This is a genomic window from Rhodanobacter humi (assembly GCF_041107455.1).
Taxonomy (GTDB): Bacteria; Pseudomonadota; Gammaproteobacteria; order Xanthomonadales; family Rhodanobacteraceae; genus Rhodanobacter_A.
Window position 1 is genome coordinate 2,654,391 of record NZ_JBGBPY010000001.1, and the last position, 21,849, is coordinate 2,676,239.

Here is a 21,849-nt window from a genome sequence, read left to right on the forward strand (position 1 = left end):
CATGATCCGCCTTTCCACCAGCTGGATGTACCAGCAGTCGCTGACCACCATGCTCGACCAGCAGGGCTCGCTCGCTGCCACGCAGAACCAGGTGAGCAGCGGCCAGCGCATCAACGTCGCTTCCGACGATCCGGCCGGCGCCACCCAGGCGGTGTCGCTCAACCACATCCTGGCCAGCACCGCGCAGTATTCCGCGAACATCGACGGCGCCAACGCGCGGCTCTCCACGGAGAGCAACACGCTCAGCTCCTTCAATTCGCTGCTCGACCAGGCGCGCTCGATGGCGCTGCAAGGCATCAACGGCACGCTGTCGACCGCCGATCGCCAGAACATGGCCACCCAGCTCACCCAGATCCGTGCGCAGCTGGTGCAGCTGGCCAACACCACCGACGCCAGCGGCAACGCGCTGTTCGCCGGCACCAGCACCACCAGCACGCCGTTCGTGCTCAACAGCGACGGCTCGGTGAGCTACACCGGCAACCGCGACAACCAGATGACCGCGATCGGCAGCGGCCTGCGCATCCCGAACAGCGACGAGGGCGCGGGCCTGTTCATGAACATCCCGGCCGGCAATGGCTCCTTCGTCGCCGCCGCGACGGCCGGCAACACCGGCAGCTTGCTGGTGGGCGCCACCAGCGTCACCGACAGCAGCGCCTGGAAGGCCGCTACCGCCGCCGGCCCGGTGAACTACCAGATCAGCTTCGACGCCGCCGGCAACTGGACCGCCACCGACGCCAACCACGGCAATGCGGTGGTGGGCACCGGCAGTTACCAGGACGGCGGCAGCATCAGCTTCAACGGCATGACCGTCGCCCTGAGCGGCACGCCCGCCGCCGGCGACACGATGAGCGTGAAATCCGGCCAGACCCAGGACGTGTTCGGCACGTTGACGAACATGATCAACGCGCTGAACGACGGCAGCCAGAACAACACGCAGCTCGGCAACACGATGAGCCGGCAGATCGAATCGATCGATCGCGCGCAGGACCAGGTCTCCAGCACCCAGACCGACGTGGGCGGCCGCCTGAACCGCCTCACCCAGCAGAAGAGCACCTACAGCGACCTCACCCTGACCTACCAGACCACCCTCTCCGGCGTGCAGGACACCGACATGGCCAGCGCCATCAGCAAGCTGATGCTGCAATCCACCGCCCTGCAGGCCTCGCAGCAGACGTTCGCGAAGGTGCAGGGGATGAGCCTGTTCAATTACCTGAAGTGACGGGCCGCACGAGCCACAGCGGTTGCGGTGCGTTGGCCATTTCCCGAACGGGCACGGAGCAATCATGATGCCTTCCCATCCGTTGCACGACCCCACGCCGGATTTCGGGCGCCTGTACATATTCGGCGCAGGCGGCTTTGGCAGTGAGGTGGCGTGGCTGGCGGAACAGGCCTGGGGCGAGCGGGTCGAGCTGCGCCTGGTCGTGGATCATCCGCGTTATCTGACGGCACCGGTCAACGGCATTCCGGTCTCGCTGCTGTCGGAACTGCCGCCGCGCGACGACGCCCGTTTCGTCGTGGCGCTCGGCGATCCGTCGCAGCGGCGGAGTGCGGTGGCTGCCCTGATCGCCGCCGGGCATCGTCCGGCAACACTGGTTCATCCGCGGGTCGAGGCCTCGCGCTTTGTCGAACTGGGCGCCGGTACCGTGGTCTGCGCGCGGTCGACGATCACCTGCAATGTTTCAACGGGCGAGCATGTGCAGATCAACCTGGCGTGCACGATCGGACACGATGTGATCCTGGGCGATTACGCCACCCTTTCCCCGGGGGTCAACGTGTCCGGATGCGTGCGTGTCGGCCGCGATGTGTTCATTGGCACGAATGCCTGCATCATCAACGGCAAGCCGGACCGGCCGCTGTCCATCGGCGATGGCGCGGTGATCGCCGCCGGTGCCTGCGTGACCAGGGACGTTCCGGCGAACTCGCTGGTTGCCGGCGTGCCTGCCGTCGTGAAAGGCCAGCGACCGTGACAATGCGTGTCCGCGCCGCTTCGCCGATCTCGCGAGGTCGAAGCCTGGTCGCGACAAAGCCATGTCATTCCCCATACTTTGCATAAGGAGCGCGTCAACCATGTCGTCAAGCATTCCTGCCATCGATCTCCCCGGGCTCAAGAACCTTCTGAGTGAAGCGAGAGTCCAGAAAGGCGTCGATGACATATGGGGCATGGTCGGTGGCATCTTCGAGCAGGCGCAAAAAGAACTGCCTGCGCAGCACGCCATGTCGCGCAGGGAGCTGTCGTTTCATGACCATGTGAAGTTGCTCGGATACCTCTGTCTGCTGATCGGGGAGATTCCGGGCGACATCGTCGAAATCGGGGTCTGGAAGGGAAAGTCCCTGTGCTTCATGAGCCAGATATGCGGGCGGAAGCGGCGGATCTTCGGAATCGATCCGATGGAACTCGAGAAGCAGCCCGACGAGCTGGGCTACTACCACGGCAAGCTGTTCCCCGAAGCCAAGCTGATTCGTGGCTATTCGGAGCTGGCGGCGGATCGCGTTTACGCCGAGGCGCCCAGGACCGTGCTTCTGCACATCGATGGCGGACACGCCGGTCGCAATGTCCTGCTCGATTTTCTCTTGTATGCACCGAGCGTTGTGGCCGGCGGCTTTGTCGTGTTCGACGACTACGGCGACCACCGCTATTCGCCTGAAGTCGGTCCCGCAGTGGACCTGCTCAGGGTGGGTGGCTACTTCAACGATTTCCATGTCCTTGGCATTGTTCCCGGGTACGAGAACAGCTACCTGCTGCAGCGGAAGTAATTTTTCCAGGTCCGGCCGGATCGTCAGCCGTCCAAGGCGGCGAGTCCGACGGGCATCACCGATCCGGCATCCAGGCGTCACGCCAGGCGACCAGGTTGTCGCCGGTGAGCATCCAGTCGCGCTGCACCATCGTGCGCAGCGCGTCGCCCATCTTCGCGGTGGCGTCAAGGTCGCCAGCGTGCATGCGGATCGCGTCCACCCATTCCTTGAAGCGGTTGCGCACCCGCGTCACCGGCAAGTCGCCCCGGTAGCAGACGATGTCGCTGCACACCACCGGGAAGCCGCAGGCGCCGTATTCGAGCAGGCGCAGGTTGCTCTTGCAGGCGTTGAACAGGTTGTCCTCCAGCGGCGCCAGCGCGAGGTCGAGATCGAGCGAGGCCAGGGCTGCCGGATACTTGTCGATGGGCACGCCGTCGTGGTGCTCGTGTACGTACGGACGCAGCTTCTCCGGGCACATGCCGAAGAACACCCATTCGACCTCGCCGGCCAGCTCGCGCACCACGTCGGCGATCAGTTCCAGGTCGCCGCGGTGGCTGCTGCCACCGGCCCAGCCCACACGCGGTTTGGCGCCCTTGCGGCGCCGGCTGGCCAACTGTCGCCACCAGTCCATGGGCAGGCGGTTCGGCACCACGCGGATGTCGCTGTGCATGTCGGCGAACTGCTCGGCCAGTGGCGCGGTGGAAACCACGAAGCGATCGGTGAGTGCCACGGCCTTGCGCAGCGATTTCAGCACGTCCCTGGGGATGCCGTCGCGATGCACGCTCTTGAGCGGCAGGTTGGGCAGGTAGTCGTCCAGCTCGTAGACCTTGAAGGCGCGGCTGAAGTCACGGTAGTCGCGCATGGTCTCGAGCTGGCTGTCGCTGAGCTGGCGCTGCAGCACGATGGTGGACGGCGCGTAGCGCTCCATCCCGATCGGCTCCAGGTGCATCGGTGCGATCGCGCCTTCGGCCAGTCCCTCCCGCTGCATGGCGTGGAACGGTTGCCGGATGCGGTAGTGGCCGCAGCCGTTGGCATCGGCGGCCACGCAGAACAGGCGGGGCAGCAGCGGCTGCTCGAAGGGCTGCCAGGCCTGCGGCCGGAGCTGGTCGAGGTCGAAGCCGTTGCCGGCCAGGCTGAGGTTGCGGTTGTAGGCCGGATCGCGTGCCAGCAGCGGCAACCACTTGCGGTACATCGCCTGCTGCTCGCCCTTGAAGCGCGCGTGCTTGGCTTCCTGGGCGGTCTGGTCCACCTTGTTCTGGCTGACGCTGCCCTCGTGCATCAGGCGCGCATAGGGCGTCCACACCGTGAGGTAGCCAGCCTGATGCACCTTGAGGCACAGGTCGACGTCGTTGTAGGAGACCTTGAAGTCCTGCTCGTCCAGCCCGCCGACTTCCTCGTACACCGACTTGCGGATCATCAGGCAGGCGGCGGTGACCGCGGTGTAGTTCTGGTCCACCTGCAGGCGGTGCATGTAGCCGGGCGCGTCCATGGGCTCGCCGATGAAGGGATGGTCGGCCGGCCCGCGCAGGCCAAGCACCACGCCGGCGTGCTGGATGCGCCCGTCGGGGTAGTGCAGCTTGGCGCCGACGATGCCCACCTCGGGCCGTTGCGCGTGGTTGAGCAGCGCCTCGATCCAGTCCTCGTGCAGCACTGCGGTGTCGTTGTTGAGCAGGACCAGGTATTCGCCGCGCGCCTGTGCCGCGGCGAAATTGTTGATTGCGGAGTAGTTGAACGGATGCGGCCAGCGCAGCACGCGCAACTGCGGGTTGTTCAGCCGCTCGATGCCGTCGAGATAGGCACACGCGGCCGGGTCGCGGCTGTCGTTGTCCACGATCAGCAGCTCGTAGTTCCTGTAGCTGGTCTTGGCGAGCAGGCTGTCGATCAGGCCGTTGAGCATCGGCAGCTGGTCGCGGGTGGGGATGATGATCGAGACCGGCGGCTGGCGATCGTGCAGGTAACGCACGCGATGGACGCCGGTCAAAGCGTCGGACGCGATTTCGTGGCGGATGCCCAGGCGGTCGAGATGGCCTGCCACGACTGCGGCGGCATGCTCGCGCACCGGTGGCGACGCCAGCCATTGCGCGTAGGGTTGGCCGGCGCGGTACAGCACCTCGGCAAGATGTCCCACGGATTGCAGGCCATGTTGTTCGATGCTGCGGAACGCGAAGTCGTAATGGGCGAGCGGCCCGCGTTGCGCATTCAATCCGCCCAGTTCGAGCAAGGCTTCCCTGCGCATGGCCAGGGTGCGGCCCAGGTAGGGATAGCTGCGCAACATGTCCAGGTTCAGGTCGGGCTTGAGGATCGGCTGCCCGTAGCCATCGCCGACACGCGTGTCCTCGTCGACATAGCAGCAGGCGTGCTCCGGACGGGTGCCGGCGTTCTCGGCGAGCAGCAGCAGCGCATGCGGCGCCAGCTCGTCGCCGGCGAACAGCGGGAGCAGCCAGTCCGCGTCGCTGGCGGCGGCCAGTTCATTGAAGCGTTCGACCCAGTCGCCATGCAGCGATTGCAGTGCGGCGCCGGGGCAGGCGAGATCGTCACGATCCGACAGCACGGTCACGCGCAGGTCGCGATGCTGCTGCCCGGCGAGGCTGTCGAGGCTGGCCTGGACGTCGGCGGCCGTGCCGTCAGTGTCGATGACGACGACTTCCACGGAAAGCGGGGTCTGCCGGCCTTGAGCCAGCGCGGCGTGTTGCGGCGTAAGCCGCTGGGGCTGCAGCCAGTGGCGATAGATCTCTTCGGGGGTGGCGGCGCGGAAGCTGACGGCCGGATCCCGGCCATCCTCCAGCACCGAACTGCGGAAATAGTCGCCGTGATGGACGGCGACGATTTCGTCCGTGTGGGCGTGGCGCACGCCCATGTCGAGCAGACGCTCCCACAAATCCCAGTCGCCCGGGTGGAAGTACTTCCAGCACCCGGGGTTGTAGCGGAAGGTCTTCAGCCCGGCGTGGTACAGGCTGCCGATGCGTGATATTTCGCTGAAGCGCGGGATGGCGCTGCCGACCACGCCCTGCTCGTTGCCGTCGTCGTCCAGGAAGCGGACGCGTCCGTGCGCCCATTCGGCGCGGTTTTCCCGTGCGGTGCGCAACAGGCTCGAAAGGTGATCGGGCAGGAATTCGTCGTCGTCGTCCAGATGGGCGATCCACGCGCCGCGGGCCACGCGCAGGCCGAAGTTGACCGGCTTGATGCCGGCCACGTACCACATCGGCCCCTTCGACGACGGGTATTTCCCGCGTCGGCGCAGGTTGTGGAAGCGTATGCGCGGGTCGTCCTGCGCGGCCGCATGCAGGATCGCCGCCTGCGACGCTTCCATGCAGTCGCCGACGATCAGCAGCTCCCAGTTCGCGTGATCCTGGCGCTGCACGCTCGGCAGCGTGCGCTGCACGATCAGCTCGGCACGGTTGTACGTGGGAACGATGACCGAGACCAGCGGTTGTTCGCCGTAGGCCGCCGCATAGTCGGGAGCGCGGCGGATGCGTTCGAGGCACGCCGCATCGCCGGCGCGGAGCCGCGTCTTTTCCCGCAGGGCATGTTCGTCGAAGAATTGCTGCATCAGTCCGATGCGCTGTTGCAGCTTTTCGCAGTGCTGCTGCAGCAGGGCCGTCTCGGTGTGGCTCATGGGTGGCATGTCCCGGCGGGATGGCTGCTCGTCGGCCGGATCGTGCCGGCCGCTTCGGCAAGCACGACAGCCAGCGACTCGCAGACGCGGCGGATCTGCGCCGTCGTGATGTCCAGGTAGAACGGCAGGCCGAGCAGGCGCTCCGAAAGCGAATGCGCCACGGGTAATGGCTCGGCACCAAAGCTGGCGAAGGCGGGGTGGCGGTCGAGGGTGGGGCAGTACCATTGCCGCGTCTGGATACCGCGCGCCGCCAGCTCCTGCTGGATTTCCCGGGCGTGCACGCCGGATGGCAGCGCCACCACCAGGATCGGGTACACGCCACCCACCGCCTGTTCCTGCAGGACGACTCCCGGGCAGGATCGCTGCAGTTGCCTGAGGTAGCGCGCCTGCAGCGCGCGGCGCGAACGTTCGATGTCGGGCCATTGATCCAGCGAGGCCAGTGCGACGGCGGCGTGGTACTCGCTGAGCTTGCCGTTGCCGCCGGGGAAGAACACCTGGCTGCCGTGCTCGAGATCGATGCCGAAATTGCTCAGCGTGCGTATCCGCGCGGCCATCGCGCGGTCGCGAGTGACGACGAAACCGCCCTCGCCGGCGGCGAGCGCTTTCGTGGCGTGCAGGCTGAAGGCCACGTGGCAGCGCCGCGCGGCCTGCTGGTTGCCGAAGGCGCCCGCGGCATCGATGAGTACGGGAATGCCGGTGTCCTCGACGAAGCGATCCCACGCCGTGATGTCTTGCGCGAGCCCGAACGTTGCGACGGGCATGACGGCGTCGATCCGTCGGGATGTCGCGATCCGCCGCGCGATTTCCGGTGTGAGCAGCCAGTTGCCGGCGGCCACGTCGGCGATCAGCGGCATGTGGCCGACGCGGATGACGGCGGTGGCGGTGGCGACGAAGGTGAGTGCCGGCAGCAGTACCTGTGCGCCGGACGGAAGCTGCATGGCGCCCAGCGCCAGCTCGAGCGCGGCGGTGCCGCTGGACAGGCTGACCACGGCGGGACTGTCGCCGGGGTCGAGCTGCGTGGCCAGCCGCTGCTCCAGTTCGTTCGCGAGCGGACCGAAATTGGTGTACCAGCGCGCGGCATCGATGCGTCGAAGATACGGCAGCAACGCGTCGGCGTCCGGCAATTGCGCGCGCATCAACGGAATTGTCGAGGCGTGCCCGATTGCCTCGTCCTGCATGGTGGCCGCTTGCATGTGCCTTGCCTCGCGATGGAAGTTCCGGCGCTCGCGACATCGACGGTTTTACGTCGCGGAGCGGCCTTTCATCGGTTGGAGCAAGGTTGGTGCCAAGCCGTGGATCGGTCTGCAGGAGAGCTGTTGCGCCGACTTGAGGGTCCAGGCAACGCAAGGAGTTGTCGACAAGCCATACGACCGATACCTGCCGCAGGCAGGATCAGGCGCATATCCCGTGCCAACGCAAAGAAATTTCGGGAAATGACTCAAGAAGCCCGCGCCACCGCCGAAACATCCCCTGAGGCGGTTGGCACTCCGGTCCAGGGGCACCGCCGGAGAAGGTATCCGACAGCTTCAAGACCGCTTAATTAGGAGACATCCCATGTCACTGGTCATCAACACCAACGTTTCCTCGCTGAACGCGCAGAACAACCTGACCAAGTCGCAGAGCGCGCTGGCCACCGCCACCATGCGCCTGTCCTCGGGCTTGCAGATCAACAGCGCCGCCGACAACGCCGCGGGCTTCGCGATCGCCCAGCGCTACACCACCCAGATCGGCGGCCTGTCCCAGGCCAGCGCGAACGCCTCGGACGCGATCAACCTGGCGCAGACCGCCGGCTCGGCGCTGGACCAGGTCACCGCCAACCTGCAGGCGATCCGCGATCTGGCCGTGCAGTCCGCCAACGGCACCTACACCGCCTCGGACCGTTCCTCGATCGACCAGGAAGTGCAGCAGCGCCTGGCGGAAATCACCCGCATCGCCAACCAGACCTCGTTCAACGGTTCCAAGGTGCTGGATGGCTCGCTGGGCACCAAGAGCTTCCAGGTCGGCGCCGACGTGGGCCAGACCATCAGCGTGAATCTGCAGACCAGCGTGAAAGCTTCCGCGATGGGCTCGATCGCCCAGATGGAGACCGGCAACCTGAGCGGTGCCTTCGTCGACGCCAGCGGCAACGCCCAGACGATGGACCTGAGCAAGATCTCCGTCACTGGCACCGACGGCAAGTCCGTCACGCTTTCCGGCAAGGCCGGCAGCGTGCAGGACCTGGCCGACGCGATCAATGCCGCGGGCGCCACCGGCGTCAGTGCGGCGGTCGACGGCAAGGGCGGTGTCAGCCTGTTCGCCAACGGCAGTTTCACGGTGGCCGACAGCGGCGCGGCCGCAAGCGGCGCGGTGACCACCACTGCGATCACCAGCGGCGCCTACGTGAACGGTTCCACCACGGCCACGGACGCCTCGGGCAGCATCGCCACCTCGGGTTCGCTGGCCACCGGCAACGTGCAGACCGTCAACAGCGCCAACGCGCTGATCTCCCAGGTGGACGTGGCCCTGAAGTCGGTGGCCGACTTCGCCGCCCAGCTGGGCGCGGTGCAGAACCGCTTCCAGTCCACCATCGCCACGGTGGCGGCGCAGTCCACCAACCTGCAGGCTTCGCGATCCACCATCCAGGATGCGAATTTCGCGGCCGAGACCGCGGCGCTGAGCAAGGCGAATGTGCTGCAGCAGGCAGGCATCTCGGTGCTGGCCCAGGCCAATGCCAATCCGCAGATGGCGCTGAAGCTGCTGCAGTGACGGCGGCAGGAACCGCCCGCGCGATGCGGGCGGTTCCGTCTCGCGATGGCGGCCCGTCCGGGCCGCCATTGTCCGAGGGTTTCAGGCAAAGCCCATGCGGCTGGCGTGAGTTTTGCCTGTGATTCTTGAATCCCGGTCGATCGGGAGTGGATCACCACAGGAACAGTCCCATGACCTCCATCTCCGGCGTCGGCACCACCACGACCACCACGGGCACGGGCAGCACCAGCAACCCGGGCAGCGGCCTGCTCAGCTCGGCAGGCATCGGTTCGGGACTGGACGTCAATGCCATCATCACCGCGCTGGTCAATGCCAAGCAGGCCGGCCCGGCGCAGCAGATCAGCAGCCAGACCACGCAATTGCAGGCACAGGAGGCCGGGCTGACCGCACTGGGCAGCGCGCTGAACTCGCTGCAGACCACGCTGGGCAAGCTCGGCAGCAGCCTCACTTTTACTACCTATGCAGCCACGCTGGGAAACACCGCACTGGGTACCACCAGCACCTTGCCCAACGCGCAGCCGGGCAGCTACAACCTGACGGTGAACCACCTGGCCACCGCGCAGACGCGGGCCAGCAGCGCCTATGCGTCGGGCAGCGCGGTGGGCGCCGGAACTTTGACGGTGAGCGTCGGCAACCAGTCGATGAACCTCAATGTCTCGGCGACCGATTCGATCAGCAGCATCGCCACGGCGATCAACCAGTCCAGCGGCAACCCCGGCGTGCAGGCCACGATCGTCAACGGTGCGAACGGCGCGCAGCTGCTGCTGACCTCCACCAAGACCGGCGTGGCCAATGCCTTCAGCGTCAGCGCGGGCAGCGGCAGCAGCGCGGGGCTTTCGTCGCTGGCCACCACGCTGAACACGGCCGGATCGAACGAGGCCAGCGACGCCAGCCTGAGCATCGACGGCATCGCGGTGACCAGCGCCAGCAACTCGGTCAGCGGCGCGCTGAACGGGGTCACCCTGAACCTGGTCGCCACCGGCTCCAGCACGCTGACGGTGAGCCAGGACACCAGCGCGGTGACCGGCGCGGTATCGGACTTCGTCAACGCCTACAACAGCTACATTTCCACCGTGGGCACGCTGAGCAGCTACGACCCGAGTTCCAAGCAGGGCGGGGTGCTGCTGGGCGACACCACGCTGATGTCGGTGCAGCGCCAGGTCAACAGCGTGCTGAGCAGCAGTGTGCCGGGCAACAGCATCGGTTCGCTGGCGGCGCTGGGCATCACGCGCAATGCCGACGGCACGCTGTCCTCCAACAGCAGCACGCTGGGCAGTGCGCTGCAGAGCAACCCGGGCGCGGTGCAGGACCTGTTCGCCGGCACCAACGGCTACGCCACCCGCCTCAACAGCATGCTGGACGGCTTCACCGCCAGCAACGGCATCCTCGCCACGCGCACCGCCAGCATCCAGAGCCAGCTCAGCAACCTGAGCCAGCAGTCGACGGCGCTCACCGCGCGCATGAACGTGTACGCGACCCAGTTGCGCCAGCAGTACACCGCGCTGGACACGCTGATGTCCTCGCTCAACAACACCAGCAGCTACCTCACCAGCTCGCTGCAGGCGATGTTGAACAGCAACTCATCGAACAAGTGACGGAGGCCCAGTCATGACGAACGCCTACATGCGCCAGGCCAGCGCGATGTACCAGCAGACCCGCGCCGAGGGCCGTGTGGAAGGTGCCGATCCGCACCAGCTGATCGCCATGCTGCTCGACGGCGCGATCGAGCGCATCGCGCAGGCGCGCGTGCACCTGCGCCGCGGCGACGTGCCGGCCAAGGGCGCCGTGGTCACCAAGGCGGTGGCGATCGTGGGCGAGCTGCGCGCCAGCCTCAACCACGAGGCCGGCGGCTCGGTGGCCCAGCGGCTGGATTCGCTGTACGACTACGTCAATCGCCGTCTGCTGTTCGCGCAGCTCAACAATGACGACGAGGCGCTGGCCGAGTGCGCACGCCTGCTCGAACCGGTGCGCGACGGCTGGAACGGCATCCGCGACGCCTACCTCGCCGGGCGGGCCGGGAGCGCCGCGTGACTGCGGGACACGTCCTGCTGGAACGCGCGCTGGCGGTCAGCGCCTCGATGCTGGCGGCGGCGCGCGAAGGCCACTGGGGCAGCCTGCCCGGGCTGGACGCCGAGCGCCAGCCGCTGCTGCGTGCCGGCCACCCGCGCGACACGCGCAGCCGCGAACTGCTGCAGCAGCTGCTGGCCTGCAACGAGGAAATGCTGGACCTGGCCGCGCGTGCACGCACCGAGGTCGCCGACGCGCTGGGCCGCCACGGTTACGCGCATCAGGCCCTGCGCACCTACGTCGACCTCGCCGGCTGAGTACGGCGGCCGGTCGGCGCATCGCGTCATGGTCGCCGCGTGCTTGATCCGCGGGCGTCCGGCGAGCATCGTGCTGCGGCAACATCAGCCTTGGGCCGCCCGACGGCCCGGATAGCCACGCGGAGCCGACATGACTGCCAGCAGCTGGGACGAATTCGATCAACGCCTGAGCAGCGAGGAACACCTGCACGCCGACAGCGAGCCGCTGGCCTGGCCGCCGTCGCCGGAACTGCTGCAGCGGCTGGCCGAGCGCAACGCGAACACCCTGGCGACGCTGGCTGCGCTGGAGGAACGCCGCGCCGACCTCGGCGACGACGACAACCCGTTGATGCAGGAAATACTGCGCATGGATGCCAAGCTCACCGCGCTGGTGGAGATCGTGAACCAGTTGCTGGCGCCCGCCGCCGCGCTGCCGCCGCGCCGGACGCTGCGCTTCAACGCGGTGGGCGCCGTGCTGCCGGCCGCACTGCTGCCGGCCGGCGAGGGCCTGCTGCTGCGCCTGCGCTTCGATGCCTGCCGCAGCCTGCCGCTGGAATTGGCCGGCCGGATGGTGCGCACCGCCGATGAAAGTCGGGGCTTCGTCGAGTTCGCCGTGCAGGGTGACGCGACAAGTGACGCGATTGAGCGCCTCGTGTTCCGCCATCACCGACGCAAAGTGGCAGAGGCGCGCCAGCAGCTCGGCTGACACTCCGACGGAGTTGTCATTTCACATGTGATATCGATCACACTTGCGTGGTCCGGGCAGAGATTTTTTCGACGGCCGTCACGTGCTTCCGGATGGCTTCGTCACGGTACCGATTTTTCGCAAAGACCTTTCGTGTCATGCGCTTGCGGCAAACTCTTGCGCATGCCGGCGCGGCGCAGCCGCCGTTTTCATGCAGCCGGGCGACGCTTTGCCGTCGCGACCGCCGTCAAAGTTGGCCCCCTTGTTGCTCTTCGTTCATCAAGCCGGCGACGGAAAGCCGGCACTGACGAACAGCGCCCCCCGATGGAAGCCGAAGGGTCGCGACGAGTGCGGTAAGGAGAAGGGGCTGTGCAGAAATTCGATTTCCTCGTCATCGAGTCCGATGCGGCGCGTGCTGAAGCCGTGCTGTCGGCGCTTCACTTCCTGGGCTACCGGCCGCAGCTCGCCGCCGAATGCCGATCGGTCGACGAGTCCACCCACGCATGGCAGGCCGTCTACGTCGGCAAGGTCGAGAGCGAGGCCGCGGCCGAACGCCAGCTGGCCCTGCTCGGCGACGCCGCGAACCATGTGCCGATGCTGGTGGCCGCCGATGCGCCGCTGGCCGAGCGCTGCGCGAGGATGGCCTCGCCGTCCGCCACGCGCATGGCCGTGCTGGAGTTTCCGCTGCGCTACGAGCAGGTGGCCGAGGCGCTGCGCAGCGTCCACACGCGCCTGCTCGGCGGCCAGTCCACCGCGCTGCGCTTCGTGGGCCATTCGGCGCCGATGGTGCAAGTCAATGCGCTGATCCGCCAGGTGGCGCCGTTCGATTCCACCGTGCTGGTGCTGGGCGAGTCGGGCACCGGCAAGGAGATGGTGGCGCGCGCCATCCACGAGCAATCCTCCCGCCGCGACAAGCCGTTCGTGGCGATCAACTGCGGCGCGATCCCGGCCGAACTGCTGGAAAGCGAGCTGTTCGGCCACGAGAAGGGCGCCTTCACCGGCGCGATCAGCGCGCGCAAGGGCCGCTTCGAGCTGGCCGAGGGCGGCACGCTGTTCCTCGACGAGATCGGCGACATGAGCCTGCCGATGCAGGTGAAGCTGCTGCGCGTGCTGCAGGAGCGCGTGTACGAGCGCGTGGGCGGCAGCAAGACCCAGCGCTGCGACGTGCGCATCATCGCCGCCACCCACCGCGACCTGGAGCAGGCCATCAGTGAGGGCAAGTTCCGCGAGGACCTGTACTACCGCCTCTCCGTGTTCCCGCTGGAACTGCCGGCGCTGCGCGAGCGGCTGGAGGACCTGCCGGTGCTGATCGAGGAGTTCAACCAGCGCCTGGCCCGCCGCGGCCTCGACGTGGCGCGCTTCAGCGCCGGCGCGATGCACACGCTGCGCGAGCACGCCTGGCCGGGCAACGTGCGCGAGCTGGCGAACCTGGTCGAGCGCATGGCGATCCTGTGCCCGCACGGCGAGGTGCGCGCCAGCGAGCTGCCGGTGAAATACCGCCACGGGCCGGCCGGCGAGGAAGTCCACGGCGCGGCCCTGCTGGCGCTGATGGAGGATGTCCAGGCGTCGGCGGCGGCCATGCTCGGCGTGCATCCGGTGGACGAGGCGCAGCGCCTGCTGCCGGAAGACGGCATCGACCTGAAGGACCATCTCGCCGACATCGAGGTGGGACTGATCCGCCAGGCGCTCGACGCCACCGGCGGCGTGGTGGCGCACGCCGCGCGCCTGCTGCGCATGCAGCGCACCACGCTGGTGGAGAAGCTGCGCAAGTACGGCCTGCAGGCGAACGGACTGGCGGCCTGAAACGCGAGTTGCCACGCGTCGGCGACGCGTGGCACGGCTCCTGCATTCATCCCCTGCAAACCCGTCGCGTGACGGGATTCCGTCTTCCACCCATCGGCATGGACACCGCGGCATGAGCACGATCGACGTCAACAACCTGCTTGCCCAGATGCGCCAGATGACGGCGCAGGTGCGCATGCCGGAGACCGCGGTGCAGGCGCCGGCGGGCGGCGGCCCGGCGAATTTCTCCACGCTGCTGCGGCAGTCCATCGCCGCGGTCGGCAACAGCCAGGTCGAGGCGGGCAACATGGCCGCGAGCTTCGAGCGCGGCGACCCCGGTGCCGACCTCGGCCGCACCATGATCGCGGTGCAGAAGGCGGATCTCTCGCTGCGCACCGCGGTGGCGGTGCAGAACAAGCTGGTCGACGCCTACAAGGACGTCATGAACATGTCGGTCTGACGCCGACACCCCGATCACCGAACAGCCCTGACCGACGAGCAGCAGCATGGCCGACAACGCCATCGCGACGACCGCCAACAACAGCGGCGCGCGCCTGGACTCCCTCAAGCAGATCACCCGCAATCCGGCGGCGCGCCAACTCGCGCTGCTGGTGGCGGTGGCCGCGGCGGTGGCGCTGGGCGTGGCGGTGGTGTTGTGGTCGCGCGGCCCGAACTACGGCCTGCTGTACGCGGGGCTGGACCAGAAGGACGCCGCCGCGATCGCGCAGGAGCTGCAGGCCTCCGACACCGTGTACAAGCTGGGCGGCGACGGCACCTCGATCATGGTGCCGGCCGCCGACCTCGCCGCGCTGCGGCTGCGGCTGGCGGCGAAGGGTCTGCCGCAGGGCAGCGCCGCGATCAATACGCCGCCGGCCGGCGACTCGCCGTTCGGCATGAGCGACCTCGCCGAGCGCACGCGCTACCAGCAGATGCTGGAGAGCGACCTCGGCTCCACCATCGCCTCGCTGCAGTCGGTGCGCGCCGCGCGCGTGCACCTGGCGATGCCCAAGCCTTCGGCTTTCATCCGCGACAGTCGCGGCGCCAGCGCCTCGGTGCTGCTCACGCTGTACCAGGGCCGCCAGCTCGACGCGGGCCAGGTGGCGGCGATCGTGCACCTGGTGGCGTCCAGCGTGCCGGGGCTGGATCCCAACCAGGTCTCGGTGGTCGACCAGCAGGGCCGGCTGCTGACCGGCAATGCGGACGCGCCCGGCGAGACCGGCGACAACCGCCTGCGCCTGGCCACGCGCATCGAGAACACCTATGCCCAGCGCATCGAGGAACTGCTGACGCCGCTGGTCGGGCCCGGCCGCGTGCGCGCGCAGGTCAACGCGGACCTGGATTTCAGCCAGACCGAGAAGGCCAGCGAAACCTACGGCCACGATCATCCGGCGCTGCGCAGCGAGCAGGTCAGCAGCGAGCAGCGCAGCGACGGTGGTGCCGCCGCCGGCGGCGTGCCCGGCGCGCTCAGCAACCAGCCGCCGGCGACGGTGGCGCAGCCCACCGCCGCGAAACCGAACGCCGGCGCGGCCGCTGCGCCGGGCAACACGGCGTCGACCACCACGAGCAGCCGCGACGGCGAGAGTTCCAGCAGCGCCACGCGCAATTACGAACTGGACCGCACCATCAGTCACGTCAGCGATCCGGCCGGCCGGCTGGCCCGCCTCACCGTGGCGGTGGTGGTGGACGACAAGCTCGCGGCGGCCGTCGCCGGTGCCGCCAGCGGTGCCAGGGACGTGCCGTTCACGCCGCAGGAACTGCAGCACCTCACGGACCTGGTGAAGAACGCCGTGGGTTTCGACGCCGCGCGCGGCGACAGCGTCAGCGTGATCAACCAGGCCTTCCACCGCAACGCCGCGCCGGACGCGGCGCCCGCGACGCCGCTGTGGGAACGCCCCGGCGCGCTGGACCTGATCAAGCAAGGCCTCGGCGTGCTGATCGCACTGTTGGTCGCGTTCGGCCTGCTGCGCCCGCTGCTCAAGGGCCTGCTGCGCGGCGGGCCGTCGAAGGAAATCCTGGCGGCGCCGCTGCCGACCGTGTCCGTGCGCGTGGGCGACGACGAGCCGCAGGAGGGCGGCCGGCTGTCCGGCAGCCAGCCGGCCCGCCTCGACGCGGCGCCAGCGCTGGCCTACGAACAGCGCATCGGCCAGGCCAGGCGCATGGTCGGCGAGAACTCCCGGCAGGTGGCCCAAGTGGTAAGGAACTGGGTGAACGAAGATGGCAATTAACCGTCACGAGGCGCCCGTCACCGGCGCGCAGCGCGCGGCGATCCTGCTGCTCACGCTCGGCGAGCAGGACGCGGCCGAGGTGCTCAAGCACCTGAGCGCGCGCGACGTGCAGGCGGTCGGCAGCGCGATGGCCGCGCTCTCCAGCGTCTCGCGCGAGCAGGTGACGGACGCGCTGGACAAGCTCGACGAGGACATGGGCCGGCAGACTTCGCTGGGCGTCGGCACCGAGGAATACATCCGCAAGATCCTGACCAACGCGCTGGGCGAGACCAAGGCCGGCGGCCTGATCGACCGCATCCTGCTCGGCCGCAGCTCGAAGGGGCTGGAATCGCTGAAATGGATGGAGAGCCGCGCGATCGCCGAGATGATCAACCAGGAACATCCGCAGATCATCGCGCTGGTGCTGGCGCACCTGGAGCCGGACCAGGCGGCCGAGGTGATCGGCTACCTGCCGCCGCGCGTGCGTTCCGACGCGGTGATGCGCATCGCCACGCTCGACGGCGTGCAGCCGCACGCGCTGAACGAGCTGGACGAGATCATGGAGCGCCAGTTCAACGGCAACACCAAGAAGCTGAAGTCCGCCAACGTGGGCGGGCTGAAGGCGGCCGCCAACATCCTCAACGCGATGGACAGCACCCGCGAAGCCGAGCTGATGACCGCGATCCGCAGCCAGGACGAGGCGCTGGGCGGACGCATCGAGGATCTGATGTTCGTGTTCGAGGATCTCGCCGAACTGGACGATCGCGGCATGCAGACCCTGTTGCGCGAGGTGCCGTCGGGCATCCTGATCACCGCGCTGAAGGGCGCCGAGCCGGCGATCCGCGAGAAGATCTTCGCGAACATGTCCAAGCGCGCCGCCGACATGATGCGCGACGACCTGGAAGTGAAGGGCCCGGTGCGCCTCAGCGAGGTCGACGCGGCGCAGAAGGAAGTGCTGGCCGCGGCCAGGAAGCTCGCCGACGCCGGCCAGCTCAGCCTGGGCGGTGCCGGGGATGACTACGTCTGATGGCGGCCGCGATCCACGATGCCGCGATGGACTTCCGGCGCTGGGAGATGCCGCAGGTCGGCAACGAGTCGGAGGCGGCGCAGGACGACGCGGTGCCGCCGCAGCCGACCGTGCGCGAGTTGGAGGCGCTGGAGCAGCAGGCGCGCGATGAAGGTCGCGCCGCCGGCCTCGCCGAAGGGCGGGCCGTGGCCGCGCAGGAACTGCGCGAGCGGCTGGCGCAGCTCGACGCCGTGTATGAAGCGGTAGCGCGCCCGCTGCAGGCATTCGACGAACAGGTGGCACAGGAGCTGGCCCGCCTCGCGATGGTGGTGGCCGGCCGGGTGGTCGCGCACGAGCTGCAATTGTCGCCCGAGCTGGTCGTACGCGCCGTGCGCGAGGCGGCCAACGCGCTGCCCGCGGCGACCCGCGAATTGCGCGTGCATCTGCATCCGCAGGACCTCGCCCTGCTGCGGGAACTCGGCGCGGCCGAACGCCACTGGCAACTGCTGGCCGATCCCGCGCTCGCGCGCGGCGACTGCCGGCTGGAAAGCGAACACTCGCGCCTCGACGCGCGGGTGGAAACCCGCCTCGCGGCGGTGGTCGATGCCGTGCTCGGCGAAGCCGCCGGGCCGCACGAGGGTGCCGCATGAACGCCGTGGCCGATCCGGCCGCGCGCCGCGCGCGCTGGCAGCGCCAGTTCGCGCGGCACGCCGCCCGCGCCGCCGCGGCACGCACGCTCAACGTGGAAGGCAGCCTGCGTCGCGTGGTGGGGCTCACCCTCGAAGCCGAAGGCTGCGAGGCCGCGCTGGGCGCGCGTTGCCTGGTCGACACCGCCGACGGCGCCACGCTGGAAACCGAAGTGGTGGGCTTCGCCGACGAACGCCTGCTGCTGATGCCGGTGGGCGACATGCACGGCGTGTTGCCGAACGCGCGCGTGCGCCCCTGCGCGCGCAGCGGCGGCCTGCCGGTGGGCCGGCAGTTGCTGGGCCGGGTGGTCGGCGCCGACGGCCTGCCGCTGGACGGCCAGGGCGCACTCGATGCCGACGAACATGCCGCGCTGAAGAACGAGCCGATCAACCCGATGGCGCGCAAGCCGATAGCCGCGCCGCTGGACGTGGGCGTGCGCGCGATCAACGCCCTGCTCACCGTGGGCCGCGGCCAGCGCCTGGGCCTGTTCGCGGGCTCCGGCGTGGGCAAGTCCACCCTGCTCGGCATAATGACGCGCTACACCGACGCCGACGTGGTGGTGGTGGGCCTGATCGGCGAGCGCGGCCGCGAGGTGAAGGAATTCGTCGAACACACATTGGGGCCGGAGGGCAGGGCGCGGGCAGTGATCGTGGCCGCGCCCGCCGACGCGCCGCCGCTGAAGCGCCTGCGTGGCGCGCAGTACGCCACCGCGATCGCCGAATGGTTCCGCGACCAGGGCCTGCGCGTGCTGCTGCTGATGGATTCGCTGACCCGCTACGCCCAGGCGCAGCGCGAGATCGCGCTGGCGATCGGCGAGCCGCCCGCGACCAAGGGTTATCCACCGTCCGTGTTCGCGCTGCTGCCCGCACTGGTCGAGCGCGCCGGCAACGACGCCGAGGGACGCGGCTCGATCACCGCGTTCTATACCGTGCTCACCGAGGGCGACGACTACCGCCACGATCCGATCGCCGATGCGGCGCGCGCGATCCTGGACGGCCATGTCGTGCTGTCGCGCGACCTCGCCGAGGCCGGCCACTACCCGGCGATCGACATCGAGGCCTCGATCAGCCGCGTGATGCCGCAGGTGACGGCGCGCGAGCACTTGCAGGCGGCGCAGCGCTTCCGTCGCGTCTACTCGGCCTATCGCCAGCAGCGCGACCTGATCGCGGTGGGCGCCTACCAGAAGGGGTCCGACCCGCAGGTGGACCTGGCCATCGAACTGTGGCCGCAGTTGCGCGACTTCCTGCAGCAGGAAGTCGACGAACCGATGACGCTCGAAACCGCCGTCGAGCAGCTCGGCAAGCTCGCCGAACAGGTGACCGCATGAATTCCCGCTCGAAACGCCTGCAACCGGCGGTGGACCAGGCCCACCAGCAGACCGAGGATGCGATGGCGAAGCTGGCCACGCAGCAGCAGCAGCTGGCGAAGGCCGAACACCAGCTCGGCGAACTCGAGCGTTACCGCGCCGAATACGCCGCCGCGGGCGAGGGTGCGGTCAGCGTCAGCGCGCTGCTCAACCGCCAGCAGTTCGTCGCGCGCATCGACCAGGCGATCGCCCAGCAGAGCGCCGAGGTCCACCGCCAGCATCGCCGGCTAGCCCAGGTGCGCGACTCCTGGCAGCAGGCGCATGCGCGCGAAAGCGCGCTGGGCAGTGTGGTCGCGCAGCACCAGGAACACGAGCGTCGCGCCGAGGATAGGCGCGAACAGGCCGAGGTCGACGAACGCATGCAGCAACGGCGGCCGCGATGAAGCGCCGGTCCGCCAACACGGGAATCCTTGCGCCATGACGCCAGCCCCCATGCTTCCCCAACTGCCTGCCGCGAACAGCGTGCGCAGCGCGCCCGCCGCCGCGCCAGGCAACAGCCCGGCACCGAATCCGTTCGATCACCACCTGCAGGCAGCTCGCGGCGCACGGCCCGCCGACACGCCACCGCCGGCGGACCAGTCGTCCGCATCGGCGCCGGCTGCGCGCGCGCCGGCCGATTCATCCACCACGCATGCGGGGGCGAAGCCCGCGCAGGGGTCGAACGTGTCGACGGTTGCCACGACATCCGCGGCGTCAGCCGCGTCGGCGACGGGTACGTCGCCCACCGCGCCGCGCGGGCCGATGGACGCCACCCAGGCCGATATCGCCCTGCTCGTGGCCCAGGCCGCGCCTGCCGTCGCCGAGGCGGGCGATGCCGTGGCCGCCGCCACGGCGAAGGCGGCGGACCCCGCGAAAACCTCGGCGGCCGGTGAGCAGGGTGCCGCCACGCTGGCCGGCGCCCTGCTCGCCATGCTCGGCCAGGTGGCGAACGGCGTGCCGGCGACATCGTCCGGCGCGGACGATGCCACGGTGTCGGCGGACGGCGCGGCCTCGGGCCAGGCCAAGGCCGCCGTGATGCCGCAAGGCATGGGACTGGACGACAAGGCCGCTGCGGCGGCGGTTGCCACGGCCACGCCCGTCGCAAGCCTCGCCGCCGCACTGGGCAACGCGGAGCACGCGCTCGCGGCCGGCGGCACCGACACCCACAAGGATCACGGCCTGGAAGCGCTGGCGCTGGCCACCGCGCCTGCGCCGACCCCGGCACCCGCCACGCCGGCGCTACCCCAGCTGCAGTTGGCGTCGCCGCCGGGCAGCCCCGGCTTCGCCGGCGAACTCGGCCAGCAGGTGCTGTGGCTGGGCCAGCAGGACATCAAGGAGGCGAAGATCCGCCTGCATCCCGAGGATCTCGGCTCGATCGACGTGCATCTCAGCGTGAGCCACGACCGCGTGGACGTGGTGTTCAGCGCGCAGCACCCGGCCGCCGTCACGGCGGTGCAGCAGAGCCTGCCGCAGCTCGATCAGCTGCTGGCCCGGCATGGCCTCGCGCTGGGCCACGCCGAGGTGGGACAGCAGCAGAATCGCGGCGACCAGCACGCGCGCGGCGAGGGACATGGCGCGTCGACGGCGGACGAGATCGGCGAAGTGCAGGGCGTGAGCCTGCCCGTCGCGAGCGGCCGGATCGGCCTGCTCGACGCATTCGCCTGAGACTCATTGCGTTTCGGTGGACTGAAAGGACGGGCATTGGTGCTCTCGAGCCTTTGTTCGTCATGCCCACGCAAGCGCACTGCTGTCCGGAATACCCGAGTTTCCAATTCGTGGACTCGAGCAGCACAAGCTCTCGCTTTGAGCAACGAAACCGAGCGACTTGAATTCGCGCAGGGCTGGCCAGTGAGTCCCTCTCCCTCCGGGAGAGGATGGCGGCAGCCGGGAAGCGAAGCGCACGGCAAGTCCGAACCCTCTCCCCCGACCCCTCTTCCTCGCTCCTCAAAGCAGGGCCATCCATGGCCCTTCCCCGCGTCCGGAGGGAGAGGGGAGGATGGCGCCAGCGAATTTCCCTCCACGGCTGAAGACCGCGCTCCAGTCTGCATGACGCCGCCGTTTCGGCGCGCGTCGCGATCGCGTCGCGGCGGGCTTCCGGCACGCGTCAAGAAAGCGCCGCGCAGCTTCCCGGTCTTCGCGCAGACAGCCGCGAATCCGCTTGCCGCAAGGCTTTCCGTGCATGGCACATGGATTGCATTGGATGGGTGGGCGCGCCGCGGCGCGCAACTCCCAACCCGGCGGATCGAGGATTTCATGGCCAACGAGGAACAGACCGAGGCGGCACCGGCGGCGCGCAAGCGACGCGGTCCGCTGCTGATCGGCGTGGTGGCGTTGCTGGTGCTGGCCGGCGGCGGCTACGCCTGGCAGGCGCAGAAGGCCGCGCATGCGGCCGCCACCAGGCAGACCGTGACGGACACCAAGCCCGAGCTGTACCTGCCGATGGATCCGCCCTTCGTGGTGAATTTCCGCGACGAGCAGTCGCTGCGCTACCTGCAGGTGGCGGTGACCCTGATGGCGCACGATCCGAAGGCGATCGAAGTGGCGAAGTCCGCCGATCCGGTGATCCGCGACGCGCTGGTATCGCTGTTCAGCAACCAGGAGTACTCGATCATCAGCAACGCCGCCGGCCGCGAGAAGCTGCAGGCGCAGGCGCTGGCCGCGGTGCGCAAGATCGTCCAGGCGCGGCTGGGCCGGCCCGGCATCGACGCGTTGTACTTCACCAGCTTCGTGATGCAGTGACGGG

19 protein-coding genes are annotated in these 21,849 nt (G+C 68.8%); 17 read left to right on the forward strand and 2 right to left on the reverse strand.

Annotation, left to right across the window (positions count from 1 at the left end; all coding sequences use genetic code 11):
* The first annotated feature begins 1 nt into the window (after nucleotide 1).
* The 3 genes from flgL (at nucleotide 2) to AB7878_RS11625 (ending at nucleotide 2,754) form a co-directional block, all read left to right on the forward strand.
* The gene (gene flgL, locus AB7878_RS11615; RefSeq protein WP_369494520.1) at nucleotides 2-1,219 is read left to right on the forward strand and encodes a flagellar hook-associated protein FlgL; all 1,218 of its coding nucleotides are present in this window, start codon (nucleotides 2-4) and stop codon (nucleotides 1,217-1,219) included.
* A 64-nt stretch (nucleotides 1,220-1,283) separates the two neighbouring features.
* On the forward strand, nucleotides 1,284-1,967 hold the full coding sequence (locus tag AB7878_RS11620; RefSeq protein WP_369494521.1) for an acetyltransferase: 684 nt from the start codon (nucleotides 1,284-1,286) through the stop codon (nucleotides 1,965-1,967).
* A 100-nt stretch (nucleotides 1,968-2,067) separates the two neighbouring features.
* Nucleotides 2,068-2,754 carry a class I SAM-dependent methyltransferase gene (locus AB7878_RS11625; protein ID WP_369494522.1) on the forward strand — a complete coding sequence of 229 codons (687 nt, stop codon included), beginning with the start codon at nucleotides 2,068-2,070 and terminating at the stop codon, nucleotides 2,752-2,754.
* A 55-nt stretch (nucleotides 2,755-2,809) separates the two neighbouring features.
* On the opposite strand, the gene AB7878_RS11630 is transcribed toward AB7878_RS11625, so the two are convergent.
* Both AB7878_RS11630 and AB7878_RS11635 read right to left on the reverse strand, forming a co-directional pair.
* Entirely contained in the window at nucleotides 2,810-6,349 is a 3,540-nt protein-coding gene (locus tag AB7878_RS11630) for a glycosyltransferase (protein ID WP_369494523.1), read from the reverse strand.
* On the reverse strand, nucleotides 6,346-7,542 hold the full coding sequence (locus AB7878_RS11635) for a DegT/DnrJ/EryC1/StrS family aminotransferase (RefSeq protein WP_369494524.1): 1,197 nt from the start codon (nucleotides 7,540-7,542) through the stop codon (nucleotides 6,346-6,348). Before AB7878_RS11635 ends, AB7878_RS11630 begins: the two co-directional genes overlap by 4 nt.
* A 361-nt stretch (nucleotides 7,543-7,903) precedes the next feature.
* Between AB7878_RS11635 and AB7878_RS11640 the strand changes: the two genes are divergently transcribed.
* The 14 genes from AB7878_RS11640 to AB7878_RS11705 all read left to right on the forward strand — a co-directional run bounded on the left by AB7878_RS11640 (nucleotide 7,904) and on the right by AB7878_RS11705 (nucleotide 21,845).
* A complete protein-coding gene (locus AB7878_RS11640; protein WP_369494525.1) occupies nucleotides 7,904-9,094 on the forward strand; it encodes a flagellin N-terminal helical domain-containing protein in 1,191 nt (396 codons plus the stop codon).
* A gap of 170 nt (nucleotides 9,095-9,264) precedes the next feature.
* Nucleotides 9,265-10,689 (forward strand): flagellar filament capping protein FliD, encoded by a 1,425-nt coding sequence (gene fliD / locus AB7878_RS11645; RefSeq protein ID WP_369494526.1) that lies wholly within the window; start codon nucleotides 9,265-9,267, stop codon nucleotides 10,687-10,689.
* Nucleotides 10,690-10,702: 13 nt separating this feature from the next.
* Complete coding sequence (gene fliS, locus AB7878_RS11650; protein ID WP_369494527.1) at nucleotides 10,703-11,125, forward strand: flagellar export chaperone FliS; 423 nt, start codon at nucleotides 10,703-10,705, stop codon at nucleotides 11,123-11,125.
* On the forward strand, nucleotides 11,122-11,418 hold the full coding sequence (locus tag AB7878_RS11655) for a flagellar protein FliT (protein ID WP_369494528.1): 297 nt from the start codon (nucleotides 11,122-11,124) through the stop codon (nucleotides 11,416-11,418). Before fliS ends, AB7878_RS11655 begins: the two co-directional genes overlap by 4 nt.
* 130 nt (nucleotides 11,419-11,548) lie before the next feature.
* Complete coding sequence (locus tag AB7878_RS11660) at nucleotides 11,549-12,103, forward strand: PilZ domain-containing protein (protein ID WP_369494529.1); 555 nt, start codon at nucleotides 11,549-11,551, stop codon at nucleotides 12,101-12,103.
* Nucleotides 12,104-12,451: 348 nt separating this feature from the next.
* Nucleotides 12,452-13,885 (forward strand): sigma-54 dependent transcriptional regulator, encoded by a 1,434-nt coding sequence (locus AB7878_RS11665; RefSeq protein ID WP_369494530.1) that lies wholly within the window; start codon nucleotides 12,452-12,454, stop codon nucleotides 13,883-13,885.
* 112 nt (nucleotides 13,886-13,997) lie between these two features.
* Nucleotides 13,998-14,324, forward strand: coding sequence for a flagellar hook-basal body complex protein FliE (gene fliE, locus AB7878_RS11670; protein ID WP_369494531.1), 327 nt, complete (start codon nucleotides 13,998-14,000; stop codon nucleotides 14,322-14,324).
* 46 nt (nucleotides 14,325-14,370) lie between these two features.
* The gene (fliF, locus tag AB7878_RS11675) at nucleotides 14,371-16,089 is read left to right on the forward strand and encodes a flagellar basal-body MS-ring/collar protein FliF (RefSeq protein ID WP_369494532.1); all 1,719 of its coding nucleotides are present in this window, start codon (nucleotides 14,371-14,373) and stop codon (nucleotides 16,087-16,089) included.
* On the forward strand, nucleotides 16,079-17,095 hold the full coding sequence (fliG, locus tag AB7878_RS11680) for a flagellar motor switch protein FliG (protein WP_369494533.1): 1,017 nt from the start codon (nucleotides 16,079-16,081) through the stop codon (nucleotides 17,093-17,095). Before fliF ends, fliG begins: the two co-directional genes overlap by 11 nt.
* Nucleotides 17,095-17,724, forward strand: coding sequence for a FliH/SctL family protein (locus tag AB7878_RS11685; protein WP_369494534.1), 630 nt, complete (start codon nucleotides 17,095-17,097; stop codon nucleotides 17,722-17,724). Before fliG ends, AB7878_RS11685 begins: the two co-directional genes overlap by 1 nt.
* Nucleotides 17,721-19,088 (forward strand): flagellar protein export ATPase FliI, encoded by a 1,368-nt coding sequence (gene fliI, locus AB7878_RS11690; protein WP_369494535.1) that lies wholly within the window; start codon nucleotides 17,721-17,723, stop codon nucleotides 19,086-19,088. Before AB7878_RS11685 ends, fliI begins: the two co-directional genes overlap by 4 nt.
* Nucleotides 19,085-19,510: a flagellar export protein FliJ gene (fliJ, locus tag AB7878_RS11695; protein ID WP_369494536.1), complete on the forward strand. Its 426-nt coding sequence runs from the start codon at nucleotides 19,085-19,087 to the stop codon at nucleotides 19,508-19,510. The genes fliI and fliJ overlap by 4 nt, the downstream gene beginning before the upstream one ends.
* Nucleotides 19,511-19,544: 34 nt before the next feature.
* The gene (locus AB7878_RS11700; protein WP_369494537.1) at nucleotides 19,545-20,771 is read left to right on the forward strand and encodes a flagellar hook-length control protein FliK; all 1,227 of its coding nucleotides are present in this window, start codon (nucleotides 19,545-19,547) and stop codon (nucleotides 20,769-20,771) included.
* 588 nt (nucleotides 20,772-21,359) lie between these two features.
* Nucleotides 21,360-21,845 carry a flagellar basal body-associated FliL family protein gene (locus AB7878_RS11705; RefSeq protein WP_369494538.1) on the forward strand — a complete coding sequence of 162 codons (486 nt, stop codon included), beginning with the start codon at nucleotides 21,360-21,362 and terminating at the stop codon, nucleotides 21,843-21,845.
* Nucleotides 21,846-21,849: the final 4 nt, after the last annotated feature.